Source organism: Antarcticibacterium arcticum, assembly GCF_007993795.1.
GTDB lineage: Bacteria > Bacteroidota > Bacteroidia > Flavobacteriales > Flavobacteriaceae > Gillisia > Gillisia arctica.
Map to the genome: position 1 here is coordinate 366,840 of NZ_CP042476.1, position 25,481 is coordinate 392,320.

General features: G+C 37.1%; 20 protein-coding genes. 10 read left to right on the forward strand and 10 right to left on the reverse strand.

The window, feature by feature from the left end:
• Positions 1 to 12: 12 nt before the first annotated feature.
• From FK178_RS01600 to FK178_RS01615, 4 genes are all read left to right on the forward strand, one after another.
• Complete coding sequence (locus FK178_RS01600) at positions 13 to 1,029, forward strand: response regulator transcription factor (RefSeq protein ID WP_146830347.1); 1,017 nt, start codon at positions 13 to 15, stop codon at positions 1,027 to 1,029.
• A gap of 214 nt (positions 1,030 to 1,243) precedes the next feature.
• Positions 1,244 to 2,800 carry a hypothetical protein gene (locus FK178_RS01605; RefSeq protein WP_146830349.1) on the forward strand — a complete coding sequence of 519 codons (1,557 nt, stop codon included), beginning with the start codon at positions 1,244 to 1,246 and terminating at the stop codon, positions 2,798 to 2,800.
• 308 nt (positions 2,801 to 3,108) lie between these two features.
• Positions 3,109 to 4,791, forward strand: coding sequence for a thrombospondin type 3 repeat-containing protein (locus FK178_RS15400; protein ID WP_168194536.1), 1,683 nt, complete (start codon positions 3,109 to 3,111; stop codon positions 4,789 to 4,791).
• Positions 4,792 to 5,291: 500 nt separating this feature from the next.
• The gene (locus FK178_RS01615; protein ID WP_146830351.1) at positions 5,292 to 6,326 is read left to right on the forward strand and encodes a M12 family metallopeptidase; all 1,035 of its coding nucleotides are present in this window, start codon (positions 5,292 to 5,294) and stop codon (positions 6,324 to 6,326) included.
• Positions 6,327 to 6,538: 212 nt separating this feature from the next.
• Here FK178_RS01615 and FK178_RS01620 read toward each other — a convergent pair whose 3' ends face one another.
• Positions 6,539 to 7,123, reverse strand: a complete 585-nt coding sequence (locus FK178_RS01620) for an acyl carrier protein phosphodiesterase (RefSeq protein ID WP_146830353.1) — start codon at positions 7,121 to 7,123, stop codon at positions 6,539 to 6,541.
• 153 nt (positions 7,124 to 7,276) lie between these two features.
• Here FK178_RS01620 and glmM point away from each other — a divergent pair, with 153 nt between their 5' ends.
• Positions 7,277 to 8,662 carry a phosphoglucosamine mutase gene (gene glmM / locus FK178_RS01625; RefSeq protein ID WP_146830355.1) on the forward strand — a complete coding sequence of 462 codons (1,386 nt, stop codon included), beginning with the start codon at positions 7,277 to 7,279 and terminating at the stop codon, positions 8,660 to 8,662.
• On the opposite strand, the gene FK178_RS01630 is transcribed toward glmM, so the two are convergent.
• A complete protein-coding gene (locus tag FK178_RS01630; protein ID WP_146830357.1) occupies positions 8,659 to 9,564 on the reverse strand; it encodes a lysophospholipid acyltransferase family protein in 906 nt (301 codons plus the stop codon). The genes glmM and FK178_RS01630 overlap by 4 nt on opposite strands.
• 54 nt (positions 9,565 to 9,618) lie before the next feature.
• On the opposite strand from FK178_RS01630, the gene FK178_RS01635 reads away from it, so the two are divergent.
• The gene (locus FK178_RS01635; RefSeq protein ID WP_146830359.1) at positions 9,619 to 10,266 is read left to right on the forward strand and encodes a rhomboid family intramembrane serine protease; all 648 of its coding nucleotides are present in this window, start codon (positions 9,619 to 9,621) and stop codon (positions 10,264 to 10,266) included.
• Between the two features lie 51 nt (positions 10,267 to 10,317).
• Positions 10,318 to 11,001 carry an SIMPL domain-containing protein gene (locus FK178_RS01640; RefSeq protein WP_146830361.1) on the forward strand — a complete coding sequence of 228 codons (684 nt, stop codon included), beginning with the start codon at positions 10,318 to 10,320 and terminating at the stop codon, positions 10,999 to 11,001.
• 77 nt (positions 11,002 to 11,078) lie between these two features.
• Here FK178_RS01640 and FK178_RS01645 read toward each other — a convergent pair whose 3' ends face one another.
• Positions 11,079 to 12,194, reverse strand: a complete 1,116-nt coding sequence (locus FK178_RS01645; RefSeq protein ID WP_146830363.1) for a TlpA disulfide reductase family protein — start codon at positions 12,192 to 12,194, stop codon at positions 11,079 to 11,081.
• Positions 12,195 to 12,398: 204 nt separating this feature from the next.
• Here FK178_RS01645 and FK178_RS01650 point away from each other — a divergent pair, with 204 nt between their 5' ends.
• Entirely contained in the window at positions 12,399 to 14,768 is a 2,370-nt protein-coding gene (locus FK178_RS01650) for a GAF domain-containing protein (RefSeq protein WP_146830364.1), read from the forward strand.
• Here FK178_RS01650 and FK178_RS01655 read toward each other — a convergent pair.
• Positions 14,760 to 15,944, reverse strand: a complete 1,185-nt coding sequence (locus tag FK178_RS01655; RefSeq protein WP_146830365.1) for a Pycsar system effector family protein — start codon at positions 15,942 to 15,944, stop codon at positions 14,760 to 14,762. The two genes, FK178_RS01650 and FK178_RS01655, sit on opposite strands and share 9 nt — an antisense overlap.
• A 55-nt stretch (positions 15,945 to 15,999) precedes the next feature.
• On the opposite strand from FK178_RS01655, the gene FK178_RS01660 reads away from it, so the two are divergent.
• Entirely contained in the window at positions 16,000 to 19,728 is a 3,729-nt protein-coding gene (locus FK178_RS01660; protein WP_146830367.1) for a metallophosphoesterase, read from the forward strand.
• A 285-nt stretch (positions 19,729 to 20,013) separates the two neighbouring features.
• On the opposite strand, the gene FK178_RS01665 is transcribed toward FK178_RS01660, so the two are convergent.
• From FK178_RS01665 to FK178_RS01680, 5 genes are all read right to left on the reverse strand, one after another.
• Positions 20,014 to 20,844, reverse strand: coding sequence for a mechanosensitive ion channel family protein (locus FK178_RS01665; protein WP_146837382.1), 831 nt, complete (start codon positions 20,842 to 20,844; stop codon positions 20,014 to 20,016).
• Positions 20,845 to 20,929: 85 nt separating this feature from the next.
• Complete coding sequence (locus FK178_RS01670; RefSeq protein WP_146830369.1) at positions 20,930 to 21,421, reverse strand: Dps family protein; 492 nt, start codon at positions 21,419 to 21,421, stop codon at positions 20,930 to 20,932.
• Positions 21,422 to 21,515: 94 nt separating this feature from the next.
• Positions 21,516 to 21,836 (reverse strand): phosphoribosylpyrophosphate synthetase, encoded by a 321-nt coding sequence (locus FK178_RS01675; RefSeq protein WP_146830371.1) that lies wholly within the window; start codon positions 21,834 to 21,836, stop codon positions 21,516 to 21,518.
• 223 nt (positions 21,837 to 22,059) lie between these two features.
• Complete coding sequence (locus tag FK178_RS15405; protein WP_168194537.1) at positions 22,060 to 22,197, reverse strand: hypothetical protein; 138 nt, start codon at positions 22,195 to 22,197, stop codon at positions 22,060 to 22,062.
• 43 nt (positions 22,198 to 22,240) lie between these two features.
• Positions 22,241 to 23,242, reverse strand: coding sequence for a glycosyltransferase family 10 domain-containing protein (locus tag FK178_RS01680; RefSeq protein ID WP_146830373.1), 1,002 nt, complete (start codon positions 23,240 to 23,242; stop codon positions 22,241 to 22,243).
• Positions 23,243 to 23,443: 201 nt separating this feature from the next.
• On the opposite strand from FK178_RS01680, the gene rfbB reads away from it, so the two are divergent.
• On the forward strand, positions 23,444 to 24,496 hold the full coding sequence (gene rfbB / locus FK178_RS01685) for a dTDP-glucose 4,6-dehydratase (protein ID WP_146830375.1): 1,053 nt from the start codon (positions 23,444 to 23,446) through the stop codon (positions 24,494 to 24,496).
• Here rfbB and FK178_RS01690 read toward each other — a convergent pair whose 3' ends face one another.
• A complete protein-coding gene (locus tag FK178_RS01690; protein ID WP_146830377.1) occupies positions 24,497 to 25,432 on the reverse strand; it encodes an O-fucosyltransferase family protein in 936 nt (311 codons plus the stop codon).
• Positions 25,433 to 25,481: the final 49 nt, after the last annotated feature.

A 25,481-nucleotide genomic window follows, 5' to 3' on the forward strand; every position in this document is an offset into this window, starting at 1 on the left:
ACATTTTAGGGGATGAATTCTGAAAAAAAACTATTACTGTTAATAAGCAGCAATGCTGAATTTATAACAAATCTAAAGGAAAATTTGAGTTTACATTTTGAGATCAATGTGGTAAACTCCATGCACTCAGGGTATAATACGGCATTAAATCTTTTGCCCGATCTTATTCTTATAGATCACACTTCTCCCAACAATCAGAATCTTAAAAATCTTGCGAGTTTTAAATCAACTCATTTTTTAAACAAATGTTGGTTAATCATGTACGCACCGGAATCTTTACGGGGAGAAATTGATAAAAATTACAAGTCACTCCTGGACAAGGTATATTATAGCTCAATTTCCCCACAAGCATTAAGCGGGAAAATCATACAACGCGTATATTCCGGTTTTTCTATTACTAATTACTGGAAAGATTCATTCCTGGGCCTTTTCAATCTGCTAACTAACCCTGTGGTACTTTTGCAACACGATTCAATAATTAGTATGAATGATGCTTTTAAACAGGTATTTAAGATAGATAAGACCGACAATATTAAACTCACAGATTTTGTGAATTGTGAGAATAAGACCAAGGTGAAGGAAAGTCTTAGAAATTTTGCCAGAGGAAAACATATGAAGGCAGTAACCCGGACATCCCTAAAATTGAAAAATGACAAAATGCGCAATGCCAAGATTAGTTTTTCCAAACTGGATAAGATGATCCCGGGACAGTATATAATGATGATCCATTTTACAGATGAAGTAGATCTTGTCACCGAAAATATTGGAAGTAAATCAACATCTGTAGAAAATTGTTTCCAGGAAAACAGCAAGCTCACCCAATTTAGTTTTACTAACCGTGAGAAAGAGATAATCCAATTATTATGTAAAGGTTATAAAACCAAGGAAATATCTGATGCACTGTTTATTTCTCCAAAAACCATAGAAAAACACAGGGCCAATATTATTAAAAGAACCAATTCAGAAACTATTTTGGAAAGCATTATTTACGCTATTAACCACAATTTGATTGACCTTAAGGTAGCTTAACAAGACCTTAACCAAAATTATAGGGGATTTCCCCTATATGATTTTGGATACTTTGATTCTAAATTTACTTGTAAGAAAGATAAGGACCCCCACTTCGCAACTTGTCTTAAACTCAACATCCCCACTTTAAAATTTTGGTAGATCACCCTTGGGGTATTTACATATAATTTATTAACCATTCTTAATTTATTTATTAATTAAAAACTATTTAATTATGAAAAACTTTAAACTTACCATTGCCTGCCTGGCAATGTTTACTATGATCTTTACTTCCTGTAGTAAAGAAGAAGTTGGTGGTCCCGATCTTAATACTGAGAAGGCCACTTTGTCATTTGGAGCCATTGTGAATGACCTGGTTGCCAACCGCGCCCAATCAAAACAATCAATTGCAGACCTTCCTGAATGTACTGATGATGCTCCTTTCTTTGTAAGAATTGTTCTTATGAAGGATGGACAAGCTGTGGTTGGAACCACAGAAAATCCTTACAGAATTGACCTGGTTGCCGGGCAATTATATACCAAAGATGATCCAATGTTGGAACTAACCCCAGGGGATTATGTTCTTGATCATTTAGCAGTTTATAATGAAGCTGGTGTATTAATATGGGTTGCACCTAAAGCTGGAAGTCAGCTAGGAGAATTTGTTGATAATCCTCTACCATTGGATATCGATCTAAGAGCTGGTGTTAAAAAATATGTTGAAGTACCAGTGCTTTGTTTTGATGACAGAGATGTAAATGAGTATGGATACTTATTCTTTGAATTGGATACCAATGTTGCACTGGAATTCTGCTTCTTTGTGAACTACTGTCCACCCAATCAGCCAGGACGTCATTATACTGCAAATTACAGTGTAAGCATCTGGTCTGGAACCTCTTCTGCAGGTGTGCCATTATATACTAATGAAGTTGTTTTCTCTGGTCAATATGACAACGGAGACTACTATACAACTCCGTTATGTTTTGCCTTACCAGACAATGCAGCATTAAATACTCCATATTTATATTATGAAGTAAGATTGCTTGACTGGCCTGGTAATTATGGAAGTGTAGCTCCTAATACCATTATTTCAGGAACATTGACTAAACAAGATATTCTTGACAATTTTGATGGAGATTCCAGAGTTAACTATGAGCATTTACAGTTCGGATGTAATGGAACAACACCTCCGGATGATGATCAGGATGATGATGATGTGCCAGATGATGTTGACAACTGTCCAACTGTACCTAATACAGATCAAACTAACAGCGATGGTGATTCCCATGGAGATGCTTGCGACAATTGTCCACTCGTTGACAATGAGAACCAATTAGACTCTAACGGTAATGGAATAGGTGATGCCTGTGACTATGATGATGGAGGAGGAGATGATTGTGAAACTGCCTTTATGGTTGGTGATACCAGTTTCTGGGATCTGGATATTAACAACGCCCGTTGGGGTTGGGCAGAGCATATTATGGCCGGAGATTTACCTTTCACTGCCGACTTTTATGCCGGAGCAGGCCAGAATGACCTGAACAAAGGAGAGAAAGTAGGAACCGTTTCTGTTACAAGAACCGGAGATAATGTAGCGGTAGTTATTAATTTAATGGCCGGCGTAGACATAAACGTATCTCATATTTACTTTAGTGATACTGCTGCGCCTACTACAAATGCACCGGGTCAATATGGTAATACCGATGACAATCCTGCTTCTGGCAAAGTTTACAACTTTACCAGTACTGATGGGGACTTCTGGTTAGTAGTTCACGCCGAGGTATGTCAATAGAACTTTAAAACTGTCCGGGAAATTTCCCGGGCAGTTTTTCTTTTAAATTCCTGAATTACTAATAATATTTTTTTGGGGGTGATCGCTTCACCAGGGCCCAACAGGGATTTTCAAATCAAAAATTAAACACACACACTGGTTATAATAATTGAAAGCTTCCCGGATCGAAAGGAAATATAGATTTCTTTTTACTTCCGGTAGTGCTAACAAAAGAAATTGAATCATCAAAATTAAGAAGAGGGTCAGCCTGTTCTTAATGAATAGAATTAACCATTCAAAATATTTTCTATTAACTAAAATTATTTATTATGAAAAACTTTAAAAGGTATTTAGGCTTTGCGGCCATTATCGCAATGCTCTTTACCTCCTGTTCCAAAGATGAACAATCTGGAATAGTGGAATCAGAAAAAGCTACCTTATCAATTGGTGCGATCGTCAATGACATCGTGGCAAACAGGGATGCTTCAAGACAAGCGGATGCAGATCTTCCTGCTTGTTCAGATGATGTACCCGCCTATGTAAGAATAGTTCTTAAGCAGGGTGATAATGAAGTGGTGGGAACCTCAGGTAATCCATATAGAATTGACCTGGTTTCAGGTCAAATTTATACCAAAGATGATCCCGCCCTTGAATTGGATCCCGGGATGTATTCCCTGGATCATTTATCGGTTTATAATGCCGGAGGAGATATTATTTGGATAGCGCCGAGAGTGGGTAGCATATTTGAGGAATTTGTTGCACAAGCGTTGCCAATATCTATAGATCTTAGAGCAGGTGTGAAGAAATATGTTGATGTTCCTGTGCTTTGCTTTGATGACAGGGATGTTAATGAATATGGATATCTGTTCTTTGAACTGGATACCAATATTGCACTTACTTATTGCTTCTTCGCAAATTACTGTAATGAGGATGGAAGACATTTCCCTGCTCGTTATAGCATAAGCATTTGGTCAGGCACAACTTCTGCCGGAGTATTATTGTATTCCAATGAGGAAAATACTGTAGGACAACATAACAATGGGGATTATTTTGCAACTCCTTTATGTTTTGCCGTTCCGGACCACAGTAATATGGATACTCCATACTTATATTATGAAGTTACATTACTGGATTGGGCAGATGTGTATGGAGATGTGGAGCAAACAGTGCTTAGCGGTACTATTACCAAACGTATGATCACCGATAATTTTGGGGATGAAGATGATACAGATTATCACCATTTAAGATTTGGTTGCGATGATGATGATGGTGAACCACCGGTAGACAGTGATGGAGATGGAGTACCAGATTCTATTGATAAGTGTCCCGGTACAGCCTCTGGTGTTGATGTTGATAATGAAGGTTGTCCAGTAACCACTCCACCTGTTTGTGATTTAGCAGATCCCAATGCCGATTGTGATGAGGATGGTATTCTTAATAAATGTGATAACAGTCCCGCTAATCCTAATTGGGCAACATTTGATTGTGATGGAGATGGCGTATTAAATGGGGTGGATGTCTGTCCTGCTGTAGCCGGTACATTGCCAAACGGCTGTGTTGATGAAACAGATCCTTGTGCCAATTTAGACCCGGTTTGTTCAATTCCTCAAACCAGTACTGGTGAAAATTGCTACTTTGTATATTTTGATTATTCCAATCCGGGTGATTTTGTGCCGGTAACCAGCGCAGATGAATTTACTCTAGAAAATATTCAAAATGAGGTGTTTGGTAAAGTAAACACATCCATAAGTAATGGAGATGTTTTGGTATCAATTGATGGATCATTTAATACTGATAGAGTTATCGCCTATGAAGTAGAAGTGCGTCCGGGAATTGATGGAACTATGAGTACAACTTGTTGGGAGTCCCTTTGCAACGCAGACGTTACCGTGGTAGTTGTAGATGATAACCAACCAGTTATTAACCTGGTATTTGATGATTTTGATTATACATACCCATATTATTTACGGGTTAAAGCAATTATTTGTCAAACCCCGGTTGGTACACCGTAATGCATTAAAAATAACTTAAGCGGTTGGTCAACCGGGGGGATGACCAACTTGCTGAGTTAGTTTTATTAATCACTGATTAATTATTTCTTAATAATTAAAATGTGTTAATAGAAAGGCTGCCTGGAGAAATCCGGGCAGTTTTTTTGTATTTCATCGATTTTAGTTAAAAAAAATACAAAATTTTAAAATTAGTTTGTATGTTAGCCATCGCTTAATAAAATAATTATAAATCACTTCTTCCCCCCAATCGATTTATAATTATAATGTAATATTCTGTTTTTAAGGCTCATATTATTTTTTTCTTTTTTTGAAATTGCAATTTTGATAGAGAATAATCAATATTGAAATTTTTTAGAAGGGAAATTTTTTAAAAAAATTAAAACCCCAAGTGTTAATTTTTTTTGGAATGAACTTTGAAACCAGCTAAACAGTTTAACTGAATTTTAACCTGAACAGAGAAAAACTTATCCTGTTCTAAAAATCATCGTAAACCCCAACTTATGAGAAGATTAAATTTATTGTATTTACTACCGGCTTTAGCTTTTCTATCCTGTAGTGAGGATTCAAGTACAGACCCCCTAACCCCAGAAGAGCAAACTACCGGAACCATTGATGTTCTGGCAAATGTTGAAGCAGCTTACCCTAATGAAATTGGAAAAGTTTCAGAAGTTTATTTCGCAGGCCAAAAGATTGCGGTAGAAGAAATAGACGGAGAATATATATTTGAAGGAGATATAATGTTTACCCCCGATATGCTCTCTAATAAGGAACAAAAGCTGGTTTATGAACCTGGCGAAAAAGTTTCCCAAAAAAGTGTGGGAAGAACTTCAGGAAGATGGCCAAATAATACCGTATATTACTCTATAGACAGTAACCTTTCCGGGAAAGAAAGGGTAACAGATGCCATCAAGCACTGGGAAGCTAATACCTCTTTGAAATTCGTTCAAAGATCTTCACAATCCAATTATGTATATTTTACAAGTGGGTCAGGATGTTCTTCCTATGTGGGAATGATTGGTGGAAAACAGAATATCACCCTATCAACCTCTTGTTCTACAGGAAATACCATTCACGAGATAGGTCATGCAATAGGATTGTGGCACGAGCAGAGCAGAGTAGACAGAAGCAACCACATACAAATTCATTATGACAATATTCAAAGTGGTAGGGAGCATAACTTTAAAACCTATGCAGAAAATGGGGCAGACGGTAAAGAATTTACCAGCAGTCTTGATTTTGGCTCTATCATGATGTATGGTCCATATTCTTTTTCAAGTAACGGGCAGCCTACCATTACGAAGACTAATGGGAGTACCTATTCTGTACAAAGAACTGCCTTATCCAGCGGTGATAAGCAGGGGATAAATAGTATGTATCCGGGTGGGACTACTGAACCAACCTATATTAATGGAGAAACTTATGTTATTTACGGCGTTACCGTTCTAAGACATAACGACTTATGGTACTATTATTCCCGTACGTATGGATGGAAGCAAGTAGTACTTATAGGAACCTACTGGTATTATGCAAGATAATTTGTAACCTATATTAAACAAAAAAACCGGATCAAGTATCCGGTTTTTTTTGTGCTATGAGGTTCGCAGTTCACAGTTTATTGCGGAATAATTCCTCACTTTCTACAGGACCGCAATCCAATTTTAAACGTCTTAAAATTTTAACATCTAATGTTTATTTTTTTGTGCAAGGCTTTATACTTCAATAAGTTGTGGCGCGATAATTATGTAAATCAAAGTTTAGGGATCTTTTCTGTAGCAAATTGTTCCATATCCTTAAAGAAGGATTTAAATTCTTGTTCAAACTCAGTATAGTATAGTTCCAGTTCTCTAACAGCCAGGTTCATTTGAGATTTGTTACCTGTACGGTGATTCATTTGGGAGAGGATCTCACCAATTCCCGGAACTGTGGCATATTTGAGAAGCCAGTTATCTCTTATCATAATTGGTAAAAATCCCCTTATAGGAAGAGGCAGTACCTCAATATTTTGTTTTAACAGGTCGTAAAAATCGGCCACATACTCTTCCAATGGAATTAAAGAGTATACTTTCCAGTTGGCGGCCAAAAAATGATCGTATAGAATATCAATAATCACGGTGCTGTAATGGCTGTATATGGGAAAAAGCCTGCGTACCCCTTTCCTTACCGTTGGATGTGTATCAGTAAAAGTATCAATTGCCCTATGCAAGATGATGCCTTTTTGTATGCCTTTGGGGTAATGTATAAACTGTTTTCCTTTCACAGAATCTGCAATGAAATTCCCAATCTTAATTTGAGGATCATCACCGGAAAGGTAAATATGTGCTAAGAAATTCATTTATACAAGTTACTAATTAAACGATTGAAACAGTTTTAATTTGTTCAAACTTTGGGGACAATAGGAGAGGACGTATATTTGCGCTTTTAATCAGGATTTTAGATTACAAAATAGAGCCTTCGATTAATATAAATATTAATTTTATAAAAAAATATGAGTTTAATAAAATCAATTTCCGGCATTCGGGGTACAATTGGAGGAAAACCCGGCGACAATTTAACTCCTTTAGATACGGTGAAGTTTGCAGCGGCATACGGCACCTGGTTAAAAAATGAATATCCCGGGAAAGAGCTGAATGTTGTTATAGGAAGAGATGCGCGTATTTCGGGAGCTATGGTTCAAAACCTGGTAATGAACACCCTTTTGGGAATGGGAATTAATGTAACCGATGTAGGTTTATCTACTACTCCTACAGTTGAGGTGGCAGTAACGCTTGAAAAAGCCAATGGAGGGATCATTTTAACCGCCAGCCATAATCCCAAACAATGGAATGCCCTGAAACTGCTTAATGAAAAAGGAGAATTTTTGAATGGTGCTGATGGTGAAAAGATCCTCAAATATGCGGAAAGTGAATCTTTTGAATTTGCTGAGGTAGATGCCCTGGGAACGATCACTGTTATAGAAGATTATATGGATCGTCATATTGAGGAAGTTTTAAAACTTCCCCTTGTTGATGCCGAAAAAGTGAAGGCAGCTAAGTTCAAGGTAGTTGTGGATGCCGTAAATTCAACGGGAGGAATAGCAATACCTGCATTATTGAATAAGCTGGGAGTGGAAACCGTGGAGTTATATTGCGAACCTAACGGGCACTTTCCCCATAATCCGGAGCCCTTAAAAGAACATTTAGGGGATATTATGAAATTGGTGGTTACAGAAAAGGCAAATCTGGGAATTGTTGTAGACCCTGATGTTGACCGTCTGGCTATAATAGATGAGAATGGGGAAATGTTTGGGGAAGAATATACCCTTGTTGCTTGTGCAGATTATGTCCTGGGAAAAACCCCGGGGGCAACTGTAAGCAACCTGTCCTCATCCCGTGCATTAAGAGACCTTACAAGACAACATGGCCAACAATATAAGGCAAGCGCCGTAGGTGAGGTCAATGTAGTGCAACTAATGAAGGATACGAACGCTATTATAGGTGGTGAAGGTAATGGAGGTATAATCTATCCTGAATCTCATTATGGGCGTGACAGTCTGGTGGGAGTCGCCTTGTTCCTTACTCATCTGGCTGAGAAAAATATTGAAGTTTCAGCTTTGCGCAAAGAATATCCGATTTATTTCATGAGTAAAAATAAGATCGAGCTTACACCTGGGCTTGATGTAGATGGAATCCTCGAACAGGTTCAAAAAAATCATTCCGCGGAAGAAATTTCTACTATTGATGGAGTAAAGATCGATTTTGAGGAAAATTGGGTACATCTTAGAAAATCCAATACAGAGCCTATTATAAGGATCTATACTGAAGCCAAATCGCAGCAGGAGGCTGATGATCTAGCCCAAAATATGATTGCAGAAATTAAAGAGATCGTAGGTTAATCTATTATGATCTTTTCAGTATTTACGGACTCATAACGGTGTTTCCACCGTTTATGGGTCCATAAATAATATTCGGGGGCATTCCTTATTTGTTTTTCAAGCAATTCAAAAAATGTTCGGGTGATCATAAAATCTTTCTCTACTTTAGGATTGTCGGTTATTGTTATAAAGGACGCACGGTAATAACCTCGTTTCACTTTATCAACGTGCAAATATACTACGGCCATATCGTGGTCTTTGGCAAGTTTTTCAGACCCCGTAAAAACCGGAACTTTCACATTCATAAAATCCATCCAGTACTTTGAACGGTTTAATTTTGGAGACTGGTCGGCCACCATTCCGTAAACGCCCCGAATTCCCTGTTGTTCATTACGGGCAATAGTTTTTGTTGCTTCCACGGTTGGAATTAATACCCCGTCATACCTTCCCCGTATATCCCTGGCCATTTTATCAAAATATGGATTTTTCACCTTTTTATAAATCCCGAATCCCCTGTAATCTATCCCAAATAATTGCAGGGCATTCATCCACTCATAACTGGCATAATGCCCGCACATTAAAATGATGCTTTTATCCATTTTCCTAATGCGCAGGATCTCTTCCTTGTTGGTGAATTCAAATCGCTTTTTGATCTCCTCATCTGTAATTGTTATGCTTTTTACCATTTCCAGAAACATATCGCACATATGACTGTAAAAAATTTTGCGTACCCTGAGCAAATCTGATTGAGACCTTTCAGGAAAAGCAAGCTTTAAATTTTCCAGTACTGTTTTTTTTCTATACCCAATCAGGTGATAAACTACAAAGAAAATAAAGTCAGAAAAAAGATAGAAAAGGCGAAAAGGCAGATAGGAAATTAGCAGTAAAAAGGGATATATCAACCAGAAAACTAAACGCTGCATGGGGAAAAAATTTAGGCAAATATATGGTATATTTGGCACTAAATTTTTGTGTAGATGGGAGATTTGAATTTGGTTACAATTATAATAATTGCAGCAAATGTTATAATATCTTATATGGGATTTAAAGATCCCGTTTTTTTTGAAAAATATAAATTCAATGTTGGAGATATAAAAAGAGGGGCAAAATACCAAATATTTAGCTCAGGTTTTCTTCATGTAGATACCTCTCATTTATTCGTTAACATGCTTACGCTTTATTTCTTTGCCAACGTAGTCTTATATGATCTAGGTGCTATTGGATTTATTATCGTTTACCTGGCAAGTTTAATAATAGGAAATTTATTGAGTTATTTCTTCCATAAGGATGAGAACTCTTATAGCGCCGTTGGCGCCAGTGGAGCGGTAATGGGGATCTTATATTCGGCCATTCTCTTACGCCCGGATATGATGTTGGGATTATTTTTTATAATTCCTATTCCCGCCTATGTTTTTGGAATAGGTTATTTGCTTTACACTATTTATGGTATGAAAAACCGCGTAGGTAATATAGGTCACGATGCCCATTTTGGAGGAGCAGTGGGTGGTTATATTATCACAATCGCACTGGCACCCTGGGTTTTTCAGCAACATTTACTAATGGTAATTTTACTGGCCATTCCCATAGTGGTGTTATTTATTCTTCAAAAGCTTGGAAAGATTTAAAAATGGTATTCTTATTGGTGTCTTCAGGAAGAATCTAAACCTAGACCCATTATGAGATCAATATTTATTTTAGTCGCGTTTGTTGTGACCTTAACTATGCAGGCCCAGCAGAATTCCCCCATCCAGCCAATGGTTGTAGTTACTGGTGAAGGTATTGTAAAAATAGTACCAGACCAGGTTCTTATTAAATCCAGAATCGAACACGAAGGCGATAATGCGCAGGAAGTGAAAAGAAAAAATGACGCCGGTGTAGACCAGGTGATCAAATATTTAAAATCCCAGGGTATTCCTGAAAAGAATATTAAGACAGATTATGTGAACCTGAACAAGAATTATGACTATAATAATAAAACCTATAGTTATGTAGCCAATCAGGCAATTTCAATAAAACTGGATGATCTTAAGAATTATGAAAAAATTATGTCCGGTCTTCTTAATGCCGGTCTTAATCGTATAGACGGAATCCAATTCATGTCTTCTCAAATTGAAAAGCATACTACAGAGGCGCGAAGAAGAGCTGTATTGGACAGCAAAAAGAAAGCTGAAGAATATGCAGCTCCTTTAAATCAAAGTATTGGAAAGGCCATAAGTATAAATGAGGTTGAAACAGGATCTTATCCTCCAATGTATCGTATGGAAATGAAAGTGAGTGCAGATATGGGGGAACAGGAAACTATTGCCCCAGGCGAAATGGAAGTTAAAGCCCGGGTCACTATAGGATTTCATCTTAATTAAAAAAGGCCTCTTAAAATTAAGAATCCCGCGGAAGATCTCTCTTTCGCGGGGTTCTTAATTTATTAAAAGATATTGATTTATTTCTCAAGTAATTCTTTCACTTTGTTTTCCAGGTCATCTCCCCTAAGGTTGGTAGCCACAATTACACCATTTTCATCAAGAATAAACGCTGCCGGAATAGCTCTTACTCCATATAACTGTGCAATAGGCTCATCCCAAAACTGAAGGTTTGAGATTTGTGGCCAGGTAAGTTTATCTTCCTCTATAGCCTGCAACCAACGGTCACGTTGATCTCCCCTGTCAAGAGAAACTCCAATAATATTGAATCCATGGTCATGATACTTGTTGTAGATCCTTACTATATTAGGGTTTTCTATCCTACATGGTCTGCACCAGGCTGCCCAAAAATCTATAAGCGTTACTTTGCCCATAAGGTCTTCCAGAGCAAGTTGATTGCCGGCAGGATCCGGTCCTGTGAACCGGGGTGCTTTACTGCCTATTTCTACCGCACTTCTTTTGTCAAGCCCGGATTTTAGACTTTTAGCCAGGGGTAACTGCTTCATTTCTTCGGAAAGCATCTCGTAATGCTCTTTCAGTTCACTGGTGGAGGCACCCATACTTTGCATATCTGTCAAAACCAATACTGAAACATAGGCTGCAGGATTTTCTTTTATCATCTTTTTCTTAAAGACCATATCCCGTTCCCTTAGTTCAAGTTCCTTCTGCTGAAAGCGGGCCATGCTTTCAGGATCACGGGAGGTAGTTGCCATTTGTTGCATTTCCATACGCAACTGCATCATTTCCTGGTTAAGTCCTTTCAAATGGTTCAAATATTCATAAAAGATCTGGTTTTCCTTTCCACCCGAAACTTTTGAGGCGTCAAGACTATCTTTGTAAATTTCAAATTTTATAGGTTCATTTTCTGAAATGAACATTACATTTCCATTCACTCCTTTTATGGTTAAAAAACTTAAACCGGAAACTTCTACTTCTGCCAGATCCAGCGAAAATTTTTCATTTTCAACCAGGACAGAATCAATAATCTGTGGCTGGTTATTCTGGTCTATACTGGAAACATAGATCATTTTTCCATTTTCAAGATTTTTCACATTTCCCGAAATGGCATAACCATTGGTGTCTTCCTGACAACTTGTAAGACTTATTGATAAAACAATTAAGAATAGATATTTCATTGAGGATATTATTATTTGGGATCTATTTATTAACCGTGCAGGTTATTATAAAAAACCATGCGGTTTCTAATTGAATTAATTTTGGCAAAAATACAGAACTCATTTTTGAATATGTCCCGATGTTTGTAAAAAATTGTAAATTTCAGCATCTTATAATAGAATTGCATTAAGATTTAAATACTTAAAAAGAAGATTGTTCGAGATATGAAGAACCAGTTAAAGGATTTTCCTCTAGATATTAAAATTAGTTTTCATAAGATCATTCAGCAATTTAGCGAACAGGTTGAAAATGAGAACAGCAGCATTGCTAAAAAATATAAAGAAGAGGTGCTTCAATATGTGTCCTCCTTCCCCCAACTGGAGGAAGGAATTGATGATCCTGCCGATCTTAAAAAATATCAGGATCCCATAAGGATTCTTCTTAATGATCTTTTTCCTGCCATACTTTCAAATAACGAAATTAAGGCAGTATCCCTGCCTTTTCATAACATAATTTTTAATGCATCCCAACGCTTCCGGAAGATCCTGGATGAAGCAGGGCCAGATTATAAGCTTGCCATGCGCAATATGGATGAAAGCATGAATTATGTGTACGGGTGTATACTGGTGCTGAACCATCATTATGGATATAAAATAGATTTTTCCCGTCCCCTTTATTATGACATTCCCAATAAAGATGGGATCCTAAAACACTATCGCCTGGCCTTAAATGCCGATTTTATTGACATTTACCCCGGTGAGAATGCTAAAAAAATTACTGAAAAGGATGTAGATCTCCTTATTCAGAACATGGAGGATATCGCACTCTGGAAAGAGATGTTTCCCCCTCGAAGCTGGATATTTAAAGGGTTTACAATTATTAATCTTACAGATGTTACGGTAGATGATGCGATCTCTGAGCTAAAAACCACATTGCTTCATCAGGAAACTGCAGATCAGAGTGAATTAATTAAATTTCAGGATATATTCAGGTCAATTTATAAGATCCCGGATCTTCGCGTGGGTTTTACGGTTTACAACAGTAATGAAGACACCTTTGAAAGAATGAATAACCGTGAGGGGAAAAGTTTTATTCTGGATAAAGAAGAAGTAGCCGAAGGAAAAAAAGGAGTTTATAAAGAAGCCTATCACAAACTTATAAACGAGCAAACCTATTATACAATTTCAAATGTTGAATCTTATGTGAAAAAATCTGGTGAAGATCATCTTTCACAAAACCTTAAAAAGCATCAGATAAAGAGTTGTATCCTGGCACCCATTGCCAATGGAATCGAATTGTTGGGAATTTTAGAGTTGGGTTCTACCAGAAAAAATGAATTAAACAGCATTAACGCCATAAAGCTGGATGATATCCTGCCTTATATTGTTACTGCAGTAGAAAGAAATAAAAACGAATTTGAGAACAGGGTGAAGGCGGTGATCCAAAGCGAATGCACCTCCATACACCCAAGCGTGCTCTGGATCTTTGAGAACGAGGCAAAAAGATTTATTAGGGATCAGGATCAGGACGGCCTGGCCTCCTTTAGGGATATAGCGTTTAAAGATGTATATCCTTTATATGGGCAAATTGATATTGTGGGCTCTTCAGAAGCAAGAAATGAAGCCATACAGGGAGATTTGTTATATCAAATGGGCCTTCTGGAAGAAATAATAAACAGCGCCTATGAGACCGAAAAATTGCCTATTTATGATCAGGTAAATTTTCGGCTTAAAGAATTTAAAGATGAACTGGAGAACAGTCTTAATGCTTCCAGTGAGCAAAAGGTGATCAACCTGTTACAACGGGAAGTAAACCCTTTAATGGATCATCTTTCCAAACAATCAAAACACCTTAAAAAACTGGTGGAGGATTATCAGGGTAAATTAAATCCTGAAACAGGGGTGGTGTACGATCTCAGGAAAAATTATGATGAGACGGTTCAAAAACTCAATCGTACTATGGCCCGGTTTATAGACAGGAAACAAGTAGAGGCCCAAAGGATCTATCCGCATTATTTTGAGCGTTATAAAACAGATGGGGTAGACCACAATATTTATATAGGGGCTTCCCTTACGTACAAGCGCCCGTTTAATAAGGTATATCTCTATAACCTGCGGCTATGGCAATTGAGTACCATGTGCGAAATGGAAAACAGGTTCTACCAGGTGCAAAAAACCACTCCGGTAAAACTTGACGCTGCATCCCTTATATTGGTATTTAACAGTACTTTATCTATCCGTTATCGTATGGATGAGAAAAAATTTGATGTTGACGGCACCTATAATGCCCGCTATGAAATCATCAAAAAAAGAATAGATAAGGCATTTATTAAAAATACCGAAGAGAGGATCACCGTGAAAGGTAAGATCGTAATTGTTTATTCCCAAAGTGCCGATGAGCGGGAATATTTACGGTATATAAAATACCTACAAACCAAAAAATATCTGGGAGAAGAGCTGGAGATCCTGGAATTGGAGGATGTGCAGGGAGTGATTGGGCTTAAAGCATTGAGGGTGGACATTTTGTACACCCCCGATGAAAAAGCACCCGATAAAACTATTACCTATGAAGGGTTGGTAGATTATTTAAATTAAATAAAATGCTACTACATAACTAAATACCGATACCAGAATCCCTATCATAAATACATTATAGGTAAGGCGCAGCAACATATATTTTCGTTGTAGTACAATTCCCAGAAGGTGTAGATCCAGCATCATAGATTCATATACATAATCTTTATCCTTGATCAATTCATTCATACCCCATTTGAATTGTTCAAAAGGCATTTTATGAAAATTTCCGAAGAATAACAGGTTAACCTGTCTTTTCTCTACCTGCTCCTTTGTAAATTCTCCGGAGGTAACGTTAGGTCGCGTAGACATGATGGAAAGGATTATGGATGCCACACTAAAAACTATCAATATCATAGTAGGTATCAATAAATGCTTATTTGTAGCTGCATTGAGCTGCGGAATTAAATTGGCAAGGGCCAGGGAAATAATTATAGCGTTTACAGATAACAGGATATTTGCTTTGGTATCGGCAATATCACTTAATTTAATATGGTTCCTGAGAGTTACCCGAAATAAGGTCTGAATACTTTTTTCAGGATTGTTATTCTTAGCGCTGGCTTTTAATTCAGCTTTGGTTTCCTCTTTCTTTAGTTTTTGTCTGGTTTTATTTTTCCTTTCCAGCAATTCTGAAAGATTTTTGTCCTTATTGGGCTTCCAGTTCTTAACTGCATAAGTAGTGTGGTACCTATGTTTTTCGGTTAACATTTGAATGTTTTCATCAAGCCATTCAACAGCTGTATAGTTTTTTATATTGAGCAATTGAAGTTCCTGTCTTAAAAATTCACTGGTTTCCAAAAAATAATCTTTTGCAAGATGAGAACTATCTGCATCCTTTATAATCATTCCTAATTTTGTGGTGGGGGTAGAATCAAATTTGGTGGCCAGGATACATTCCTCAACCATTTTAATGATATCTTCATCAACATTATTTTCCTTCAAAAACTCATTTGCAATTTTTACACTTTCTTCCTCATGCCCAACAAACTTTTTGGTGTAACCACTGTCGTGAAGCCACGCGGCAAGCAATAAGGCCTGTTCTTCTTTAACATTTATTTCGGAATTCTCAATTAATTCTTTAGTACTTTTAACCACCCTTTGAGTATGGTTATAGTTATGATATATGTATGAATTGGGTAATTTTTCCTTGAAAAGATCAAGAACAAAATTGTCGGCCTTAGTAATTATATCACTCATTTGATAAGTTATTTGAAGAGCCAAATTACATAAAAAAAACACCCCTGAATATTGCATGAAAAAAAATAACATATTTCTAACGTTCCTTGCGGCAGCATTGCTTTATGGTTGTGCAACCACCGCCCCAAAATTCAAGGATGGAGAACCGGAAGACAATTTTGGATATCCCACAGATCTTAAAGTTGAAAAATCATTTTATCTGGTAGGTGACGGGGGTTACTCTGAACCAGGTGGAACTTCCGAAGGGCTCATTGCCTTTAAGAATTATATGGATTCAGTAAAAGTTAAGGACAACTATACCATTTTTCTTGGAGATAATATTTATCCTGTGGGAATGCCGGAAGAAGGGTCCCCCGAGAGAGATTTTGCCGAATATCGCCTAGATGCCCAACTGGACGCAATTGAAAAATATGAAGGAAATGTAATTTTCATTCCTGGTAATCATGATTGGTATAACCGTGGAATCCCGGGGGTGGAACGACAAGCAGACTATTTAAAAGAAAAATTTGGAGAAAAACTGGTATGGTCACCCAACACCGGCTGTGGTCTTGAGATAATTGATATTAGTGATGACATTCAGCTTATTGTAATGGATTCCCAATGGTATTTAACAGATTGGGATGTACACCCGTTAATAAATAAGGAATGCCCCGATATTAAGACCCGTGAAGCTTTATTCCTGGAAATAGAGACCGAGCTTAAGAAGAGCCAGAATAAAACCATCATATTTGCCTTACACCATCCTTTGTATACCAATGGAACACATGGAGGGCAGTATAATTTTGACCAGCATTTATACCCAACCCAAAAGAAAGTACCGGTTCCCATTCTTGGTTCCCTGGTTTCCCTAATAAGAACCACCGGCGGTGTTTCAATTCAGGATGCGCAGAATGAACGTTATAAATCTCTTGTTAAAAGATTGGAGACCATAGGAAAGGATTCAGAAAGATTGATTTTTGTTTCTGGCCACGAGCATTCACTTCAGTATATAATAAATGGAAATATTAAGCAAATAGTATCAGGTTCGGCTTCCAAAGCTTCCTATGCATCCCTTAGTAATGACGGTTTGTTTGCATACCCGGGGCAGGGATTTGTAGTTTATGATGTATTTGAGGATGGCTCTTCCTGGGCCAGTTTCTACGGAAATGAAAATAACCGCGCCAAATTATTATATCAAAAAGAAGTACATCCGGCACCTGAGGAATTTGATGTTTCTCATTTAGCAGATGATTTTCCCGAAACTTTTACTGCCTCAATATATGAGAAAGAAGAAACTGAAAAAAGTGATGTTTTCAGGACATTGTGGGGCGAGCGTTACAGGGAATTATATGGAAAAGAAGTAGAGTTTAAGGTTGCAGACCTTTCCACATTATATGGCGGACTTTCAATTATCCAGGCAGGTGGGGGGCACCAAACCGTTTCCCTTAGGGTAAAAGACAGTCTGGACCGCGAGTATAATTTAAGAAGGATAAGGAAAAGTGCAGTTCAATATATTCAGGCAGTAGCATTTAAAGATAAGGCAGTAGAAGAACAATTTGAAAATACTATTGCAGAGGATCTTTTGAATGATCTTTATACTGCTTCACATCCTTTTGCATTTCTTGCAATTCCTCCTTTGGCAAAAGCAGCGAATGTGTATTACACAAATCCTGAGATATATTATTTACCAAAGCAAAAGCTCATGGGTAAATATAACGCAGTGCATGGGGACGATGTTTATATGATAGAGGAACGACCTGAAGAAAACTGGCTTGGGAGTGGAAACTTTGCCAATGCAAATCATGATATTGTTAGTACACGGGCAATGTTTGAAAGGCTTAGGCGCGATGAGAAATATAAGCTGAACGAGCCTTCTTACGTGCGGGCCCGTATTTTTGATATGTTAATAGGAGACTGGGACAGGCACCAGGATCAATGGCGTTGGGCCGAAATTGAAGATGAAGAAGACAATCGCACCTTTGAGCCTATTCCCAGAGATCGTGATCAGGTTTTTTCCAATTATGACGGGGCCTTTTTTGGAACACTTCGGGCATTGGCAGGATTTTCAAAACAATTTGGGGTATACGGGGAAGATATTAATGATGTAAAGTGGTTCAATATTGCCGCAATTGGTCTGGACCGTGAATTAACACAAAATGTGGGAAGAGAAACTTGGATGGCCGAAGCTAAATTCATTCAGGAAAATCTTACAGATGCGATCATTGAAGAAGCTTTTACAAACCTTCCACCGGAAAGCAGGGGAGAAGCTACAGAAGATATAATAAAGAGCCTGAAGGGCCGGAGAAATAATATTGTTGATATTACAGAGCGTTATTATGACCATATGGCCACCCTTGGGATAGTTACCGGCACAGATAAGGATGACCATATTGAAATTGCCCGCCTTCCGGAAGGTAAAACTCGGGTGCGTATTACCCGTTTAAAAGGTGGGGAAAAGGCAGAGGTGGTAAGCGAAAAGATCTTTGATAAGAAAGAGACCGGTGAAATATGGGTATATGGATTGGGTGATGATGATATTTTTGAGGTTACAGGAGATGAGAAAAATGACCTTGTATTTGTAAGGTTAATTGGAGGACATAATAACGATGTTTACAAAGTTGCTTCAAACAGTGGGCGAAGGGTGAAGATCTACGATCATAGAACCCGTCCCAATACCGTAGAATCAAAAGGACATGCCAAAATAAGGCTGCGTGATGATTATGAACAAAATACATTTGATAAGGATAAAAAGGTTTTTAATGCCGGAAGTCTCACCCCGGGATTTGGTTACAATCCGGATGATGGTTTTAAAATAGGTTTACAAACTTCCTTCATTTATAATGGGTTTAAAAGAAATCCATTTACCTCCAGTCATACTCTAAGAGCTGGATATTATTTTGCCACCCAGGGATACGATGCCTCCTACACAGGGGAATTTGCACAGATCATGGGAAGGTTCAACCTTGTAGTTGGGGCCTATTTTACCAGTCCTAATTTTGCAAATAATTTCTTTGGTTATGGTAATGAGACATTAAATTTTGATGATGAATTGGATCTTGATTATAACCGTACTAGAATAAGCAGATTTGGGACCGAATTTGGTTTCATTAGAAAAACCCCATTTGGAAGTTTCTTTTCGTATAAAGCCCATTTTGAAGGTGTGAAAGTTGATGAAACTGAAGGTAGATTTATTACTGAAGAATTTGCCCAGGAAGATCCGGAATTTTTTGAGAGAAAGTTTTTTGGTGGCCTGGAAGGGCTTTACAGATATGAAAGTTATGATCATAACCTGAATCCAACCCGCGGGATGAAATTTGAACTATTATTGGGTGGAAAAATGAATCTTGAGGAGACAGGGAGAAACTTTGGATATTTCAAACCATACTGGGAATTTTACAATGCCGTTACCAGAAACAGAAGACTTGTTTTAAACTCGAGGGTACAGGCACACCTAAATATGGGGAATGATTATGAGTTTTACCAGGCCGCAACATTAGGTGGGGATTCTGGATTAAGAGGGTATAGATTGCAAAGATTCGCCGGGAAAAGCGCATTTGCCGCCGGAGGTGACCTAAGATACAGTTTTAGCCAGTTTAAAACCTCTTTCCTGCCATTTCAAATTGGGATCTTTGCAGGTTATGATATAGGAAGGGTATGGATACCAGAATATGACAGCAATGTGTGGCATGATAGCTACGGTGGTGGTTTCTGGGTAAACAGTGCAGAAGCAATTAGCGGTAAATTCAGCCTATTTGGAAGTGAAGAAGGCCTGCGGTTTGCATTTGGCTTCGGCTTTAGTTTTTAAAGTAAAAAAGTTAAAAAGAAAAATGAGTTAAATAGTAACAAACAGGATGCTGGTTGTCCTCTTGAGAATTTTACAAATACAGTAATATATTTTAAAATTCCCCTCTTTAAAAAAAGAGGGGAATTTTTTTTTCTATTTAGAAGGAGTAATAGGGGAGTTTGAAACTGGGAAAGGTTTCAAGTCTTTTTAGGTTGAGGGGTCTCAACCTGTCTTCCCATCCTTACCATCAACGACCAAACGAATCAACCAATTCTTAATCACCATTCCCTAATCACCAATCCCTGTTTACTTTTCACCATCCCCCGGTTTATGGATAGATAATTTATTGGTGAAATCAATGGTTCTTATAGGGAAAGGAATATTTATATTATTCTCGTCAAATGCTTTCTTAAGGGCAATTATAGCCTTGTTTTTCGCTACCAGGATATCCTTTCTGTTAGATACGGGAGTCCAGAACCTTACTACGAAATTTATAGAGCTATCTGCAAATTCCTGATACATGAATTCTACCTCTTCATTTCCTTGCTGGGCAAAAAGAGATTTCATGGTTTCAATAGTTAAATTTTGTACCAATTCAAGATCTGAATCATAGGCGACCCCACAGTCAAGCATCACCCGGGACCGGGCTGTTCTGCTGAAGTTTTTAAAAGGTTCCTGAACTATTTTTGAATTAGGTATTACCACATAATTATTATCAGCCTCTTTAATAACTACACTCCGAAGACTAATTTGGGTAACGGCACCGGCATATTCACCGGTTTCAATCCAATCATCCAATTGAAGTTCAGGAATAAAACTTAAAATTATACCCGAGAATGTATTATTAAGGGTGCCTTGCAGTGCCAGGCCAATGGCTAAACCTACCACTCCTGCACCGGCTAATATGGAGGTTAAAATGGTGTTTAATTCAAGTATGCCTAAAGCAATAAAAAAGCCGATTAAAATAATGATCAATCTGGCAACTTGTACCGTAATTTCCCTGATGGAATCCTGTTTTACTTTATACCTCAGGATTTTGTTCAGGAGTTTAGAAGCATAGTTTGCAGCAACCACAAACAGTATTAAAACCAAAATGGCCAGGAGAAAATTTGGCAGGGCCAGGATAATAGAATCCATCCAGGTTGCCAATTTTTCCCAAAGGCCATTTAATGATTCATTTAAATCAAATTCTTCCAAATAAATAATGCTTTAGTAAGGTTTCTTAAGCTGGCTTGTGGTTTTCGCTGGTTTTCATTTTCCAGGAATCAAGCATCCAGCTTGTTTTTTCCAATTCTCTAATATATGCCCCAATAAGATCAATAGTTCCTTCATCACCCCCTTTGTCGGCAACCTCTACAACTTTTCTCATTTGCTTAAGAAGAATACCGTGATCATCTAAAAGAGTCTGAATCATTTTCGTATCGCTAAGATCAGATGAGGATTCCTTTAAATTGGAAGCTTTCAAATAATCGCTCAGATTACTCGTGGGTTGAAAACGCAACGTAAGAATACGCTCAGCAATTTCATCAACCTTAAGTTTTGCATCGTCATACAGCTCTTCGAATTTTTCATGAAGGTCAAAGAAATTTTTTCCTATCACATTCCAGTGAAAATTCCTAAGTTTTTGGTAGTATATATGGTAATCGGCTAAAAGCGTGTTCAATTCCTGAACAGTTTTAGTAGTTTTCTTTTCGTCTAATCCTAAGTAACTCATAGTTTTTATTTATTAAAAAATTTATTTCAATACAAAAATACGATACAAGCTTGTAACTCCCAATTCTGGTGGAAGGTTTAATACAAGTTTAACCTTAGTCAATGGGACGTTTCGCTTTTAAATTAAGTTTATCTAGCATGGGTTTTGAGACCTGTCCGCTGGAGATTCCGTAACCATCTACGAGCACTCCTTTTTTGCCATTTTCGGTGGTAATAGCATAAAGGATAGCGTTGTCATCGGGGTTGCTCATCCCCTCAAAGCGGAGGACTTTATCAACATTAAAATCATTGATATGATAAGTTTCGTTTACAGCTTTAATTTCAATGTATTCATCGAGTAAATTGAAATCATATTCGTAACCTTCTTCAAGTTTCAGCTTATTAATTGCCTGTGATAATGTTCCGTAATCTTTCATTTTTCTTGTTTGATTATAGTTGTTTGATAAAAAGGTAAGTTTATTTGGTATCCGCCAATCCCATTGCTATTTAAAGTTTTGGTTTAATCCAGATTCTTGTTTCCAGAAGCGAAGCGATCTTGTTTCTTCCCCTGCACAACAGTAAGATTTGATTATTAAATCAAGGTACTCCCATTGGAATGGATTTCCAATAATAAGGCTGCGTTTAGTATAAGTTTAACGCCTATTTGTCTTTATTCCCCCGTCCAAATAAACCAAAGGGAATTGCAATAAGAAGAAAGAAATACCATCCGGTAATTATTCCGAAGATTGTGATAGCTGCAGCGAGAATATAGAACCAGTAAGATTTGAGGAAGTTCATAGGTCTAAATGAAATAGAGGTATAACATCAAAATAAAAGATTTTTAAAGGCAACCGAGTTTATCCAGAAATCTCTTTAGCTTATTACGTTCCTTATATTGTTGACTAAGAGCAACCATTGATTTCAGGTCTTTTTCATATTTCAATGAAGTTCCGTAATGATTTCTTCGGCCCGCAACTTCTATTTCCTGATCAAACATATGCTGCAAGAAGGAGGTCAGTTTATTTCTTTCGAGATTTTTAGGAATTTGATTATTGACAAACGGGGGTTCATTTAAAATGGATAGATATAATTCATCACTCCCATCTATTTCCTTGATCCTCTCGATAACAGCTTCAAAATTTTCAAAATCATGACAATTGATAAACGCCTTAGGATTAAAATCTTTAGTTACTTCAGGATCTCCCCAATAAATAGGAATGGTATTGGAAATAAAGGCATGTAAAATTTTCTCGGTGGTGTATCCCGGCGAGGAAGTGTTTTCAAATGCGATAGTAAATTTGCATTGGGACTGAAATTCCAGTTTACTGAACATCCAGTCGGCCGCAAAGCGTTCTCCCACAAATAAGTTGCTGTTTTTCAAATGAGTACCGGGAGAAGTAACTTCTTTATATGAATTTAGTTTATGAAAAAAATGGTCCCGGGCAGGGTGGGCATGCGGATTAGAATAAATAAAATTGCAGAAATATTTTTTTTCTGAAAGAATTTTCTTGTCAAAATTCGGGGGTTTGATCAATTGTTCAAATTGATCCTCAAAGAAAGCATAGTTGGGATATCGCAAGTATCTATCTCTAAAAGTAAGGCGGTCAAAGCCAATCGCGTAATCGCAGAGATTAAAATCGGGGGTTAAATTCTCTCCCGTGTAATAAATCCTGATACAGTTATAGTTTAGAAATTCATTTCCATAACAGGAATAAATAAGATAATCAGGTTCCTCCTTAGTTAAAATTATGGAATAGTTTTTTTCGAGAATCCTTGAAAGTGGATTATCTGCCAGATCAAATCCCTCATAAAAATCTGTAAACCATAATTTTATATTTTTCATTTTAAAATTTTAATTTAAAAAGATGTTAGGAGTTAGTTGTGTTTTCACAAATATACTATTACCGTCAAAATAGGCTTAACAAGCCTACAATTTTTTAAATTTTAAAAAAGATTTTAGGATTAAAACAACATATTAATTTATAAGCTTAATTGTTATTTTAGATAAGACTTCTATCTTTATTCCGAAAATGACAATTAGAAAATGAACAAAAAGGTATTGATCACCGGTGGTGCGGGTTTTATTGGCTCTCATGTGGTACGCTTATTTGTTAACCAATACCCCGGGTACCATATTTATAATCTGGATGCCCTTACATATGCGGGGAATCTGGAAAATCTTAAAGATGTAGAAACAGCCACTAATTATACTTTTTTAAAGGCCGATATCAATAATGCTTCAGAAATAAATGACCTCTTCAAAAAGTATAAATTTGACAGCGTGATCCATCTGGCAGCCGAATCTCATGTAGACAGATCTATTAAAGACCCATTGGCATTTGTGCAAACCAATATTATTGGAACAGTAAATCTGTTGAATGCCTCGATTGGTATATGGAAAAATGATTTTAATGAAAAGCTATTTTATCATATAAGCACAGATGAAGTGTATGGTACACTGGGAGAATCAGGATTATTTTCTGAATCCAGCCCATATGATCCCAATTCGCCTTATGCCGCTTCTAAAGCAGGATCAGATCATTTTGTGCGGGCATATGGAGAAACTTATGGATTACCATATATTATTTCAAACTGCTCCAATAATTACGGTCCTAACCAATTTCCCGAAAAACTTATTCCGTTGTTTATTAATAATATTATTGAACAAAAACCTTTACCTATTTACGGAGATGGAAAATATACGCGTGACTGGTTGTATGTAATTGACCATGCGCAGGCAATTAATTTAGCTTTCCATAATGGGAAAGTTAAAGAAACCTATAATATTGGAGGTTTTAATGAATGGCAAAATATTGACCTGGTAAAACTTCTTTGTCAAATTATGGACCATAAACTTGGACGGAAGGAGGGAAGTTCGACCCGTTTGTTCACTTTTATCAAAGACCGCCCGGGCCATGATAAAAGATATGCTATAGATGCCTCAAAGATCAAAGAAGAATTAGGTTGGGAGCCTTCAGTATACTTTGAAGAAGGCCTGAATAAAACAATTGACTGGTATTTAAAAAACGGAGAGTGGTTAAAGAATGTAACCTCCGGAAAGTATCAGGAGTATTATGAGGGGCAGTATCTTAAATAATTACCATAATTTCCAGGCGTCATAATCTATACAGGCACATTTATCTTCACCAATTCTCATTCCCATGAACATACCGGGATTGGAACTATAAGTTCCAATGAATTTTTCTGAAGCTGCACAAACATCCAGGCTGGCAAACAGTTTAAGATGCTGCAGATATTTTTCATTTTTGTCCCTTTTCCTGAATTCAGAATGAACATACCCTCTTTCTGAAGAACTGCATAGGGTAAAGAATTCCCAATTTGAATAGTACCTTTTGAGATCCTCAAAAACAGTATAATTGTCGGTTAAAATAAAAGCTTTTTTGGTATGCCCAACCTTCTGAGCCTTTTTCATATAGTGGTGAAAATCAAATGTATTTGCTTCCAATGTTTTATCCCCTGCCCGTATATGTACACTTATGTAATTCCCGAGTAAATTCAACATATTTACATGATTCTCAATAATTTTTTGGCTATTGGCATTATAATTCCAAATCATGTGAATGATTTTTTGGGTAGCCTCCAAAAGGGAGGAATTATTCAAACCTAGTTGAGGAATATTAAATTTTTTCCTGGAAAATTCTTCACTTCGAAAGGAATCCCAAATATCCTGGGTGAGATATTCATTACCGGTTAGTAACTTTAAAACTTTTGGAGGTAACTTTCTTTGATTTTTTATTTGATACGCTCTCCTGTTGTATCTGCTGTGTAAAAAAAAATCAGTTTCCTCGCAAAAGGGTTCAAAGAAATCGTTCCAACCTTTCTCTAAGGCAAAATTTGCCTTTTTAGAATACAAAGTGAATTTTATCTCCTTACTCAGGCAATAAAGCATCGCCAACACCATATTATTAAATTCTGAAAAAAAACCGGCCTCTGCTCCCAGATGAAATGTTATTTTTTCTTTAAATGAATTATTAAGCTCCGCGTAGTTTTCTAACAACTGTTGTTTATTCATGTAGTAACTCCTGGAATTAATTGCCAGGGGATTTTTGCCTGGCCCGATA

What these genes read in the sequence shown, in the direction of transcription:
- FK178_RS01600 (WP_146830347.1), top strand. Translation starts at nt 13, where the DNA reads ATGAATTCTGAAAAAAAACTATTACTGTTAATAAGCAGCAATGCTGAA.
- FK178_RS01605 (WP_146830349.1), top strand. Translation starts at nt 1,244, where the DNA reads ATGAAAAACTTTAAACTTACCATTGCCTGCCTGGCAATGTTTACTATG.
- FK178_RS15400 (WP_168194536.1), top strand. Translation starts at nt 3,109, where the DNA reads ATGAAAAACTTTAAAAGGTATTTAGGCTTTGCGGCCATTATCGCAATG.
- FK178_RS01615 (WP_146830351.1), top strand. Translation starts at nt 5,292, where the DNA reads ATGAGAAGATTAAATTTATTGTATTTACTACCGGCTTTAGCTTTTCTA.
- FK178_RS01620 (WP_146830353.1), bottom strand. Translation starts at nt 7,123, where the DNA reads ATGAATTTCTTAGCACATATTTACCTTTCCGGTGATGATCCTCAAATT.
- glmM (WP_146830355.1), top strand. Translation starts at nt 7,277, where the DNA reads ATGAGTTTAATAAAATCAATTTCCGGCATTCGGGGTACAATTGGAGGA.
- FK178_RS01630 (WP_146830357.1), bottom strand. Translation starts at nt 9,564, where the DNA reads ATGCAGCGTTTAGTTTTCTGGTTGATATATCCCTTTTTACTGCTAATT.
- FK178_RS01635 (WP_146830359.1), top strand. Translation starts at nt 9,619, where the DNA reads ATGGGAGATTTGAATTTGGTTACAATTATAATAATTGCAGCAAATGTT.
- FK178_RS01640 (WP_146830361.1), top strand. Translation starts at nt 10,318, where the DNA reads ATGAGATCAATATTTATTTTAGTCGCGTTTGTTGTGACCTTAACTATG.
- FK178_RS01645 (WP_146830363.1), bottom strand. Translation starts at nt 12,194, where the DNA reads ATGAAATATCTATTCTTAATTGTTTTATCAATAAGTCTTACAAGTTGT.
- FK178_RS01650 (WP_146830364.1), top strand. Translation starts at nt 12,399, where the DNA reads ATGAAGAACCAGTTAAAGGATTTTCCTCTAGATATTAAAATTAGTTTT.
- FK178_RS01655 (WP_146830365.1), bottom strand. Translation starts at nt 15,944, where the DNA reads ATGAGTGATATAATTACTAAGGCCGACAATTTTGTTCTTGATCTTTTC.
- FK178_RS01660 (WP_146830367.1), top strand. Translation starts at nt 16,000, where the DNA reads ATGAAAAAAAATAACATATTTCTAACGTTCCTTGCGGCAGCATTGCTT.
- FK178_RS01665 (WP_146837382.1), bottom strand. Translation starts at nt 20,844, where the DNA reads ATGGATTCTATTATCCTGGCCCTGCCAAATTTTCTCCTGGCCATTTTG.
- FK178_RS01670 (WP_146830369.1), bottom strand. Translation starts at nt 21,421, where the DNA reads ATGAGTTACTTAGGATTAGACGAAAAGAAAACTACTAAAACTGTTCAG.
- FK178_RS01675 (WP_146830371.1), bottom strand. Translation starts at nt 21,836, where the DNA reads ATGAAAGATTACGGAACATTATCACAGGCAATTAATAAGCTGAAACTT.
- FK178_RS15405 (WP_168194537.1), bottom strand. Translation starts at nt 22,197, where the DNA reads ATGAACTTCCTCAAATCTTACTGGTTCTATATTCTCGCTGCAGCTATC.
- FK178_RS01680 (WP_146830373.1), bottom strand. Translation starts at nt 23,242, where the DNA reads ATGAAAAATATAAAATTATGGTTTACAGATTTTTATGAGGGATTTGAT.
- rfbB (WP_146830375.1), top strand. Translation starts at nt 23,444, where the DNA reads ATGAACAAAAAGGTATTGATCACCGGTGGTGCGGGTTTTATTGGCTCT.
- FK178_RS01690 (WP_146830377.1), bottom strand. Translation starts at nt 25,432, where the DNA reads ATGAATAAACAACAGTTGTTAGAAAACTACGCGGAGCTTAATAATTCA.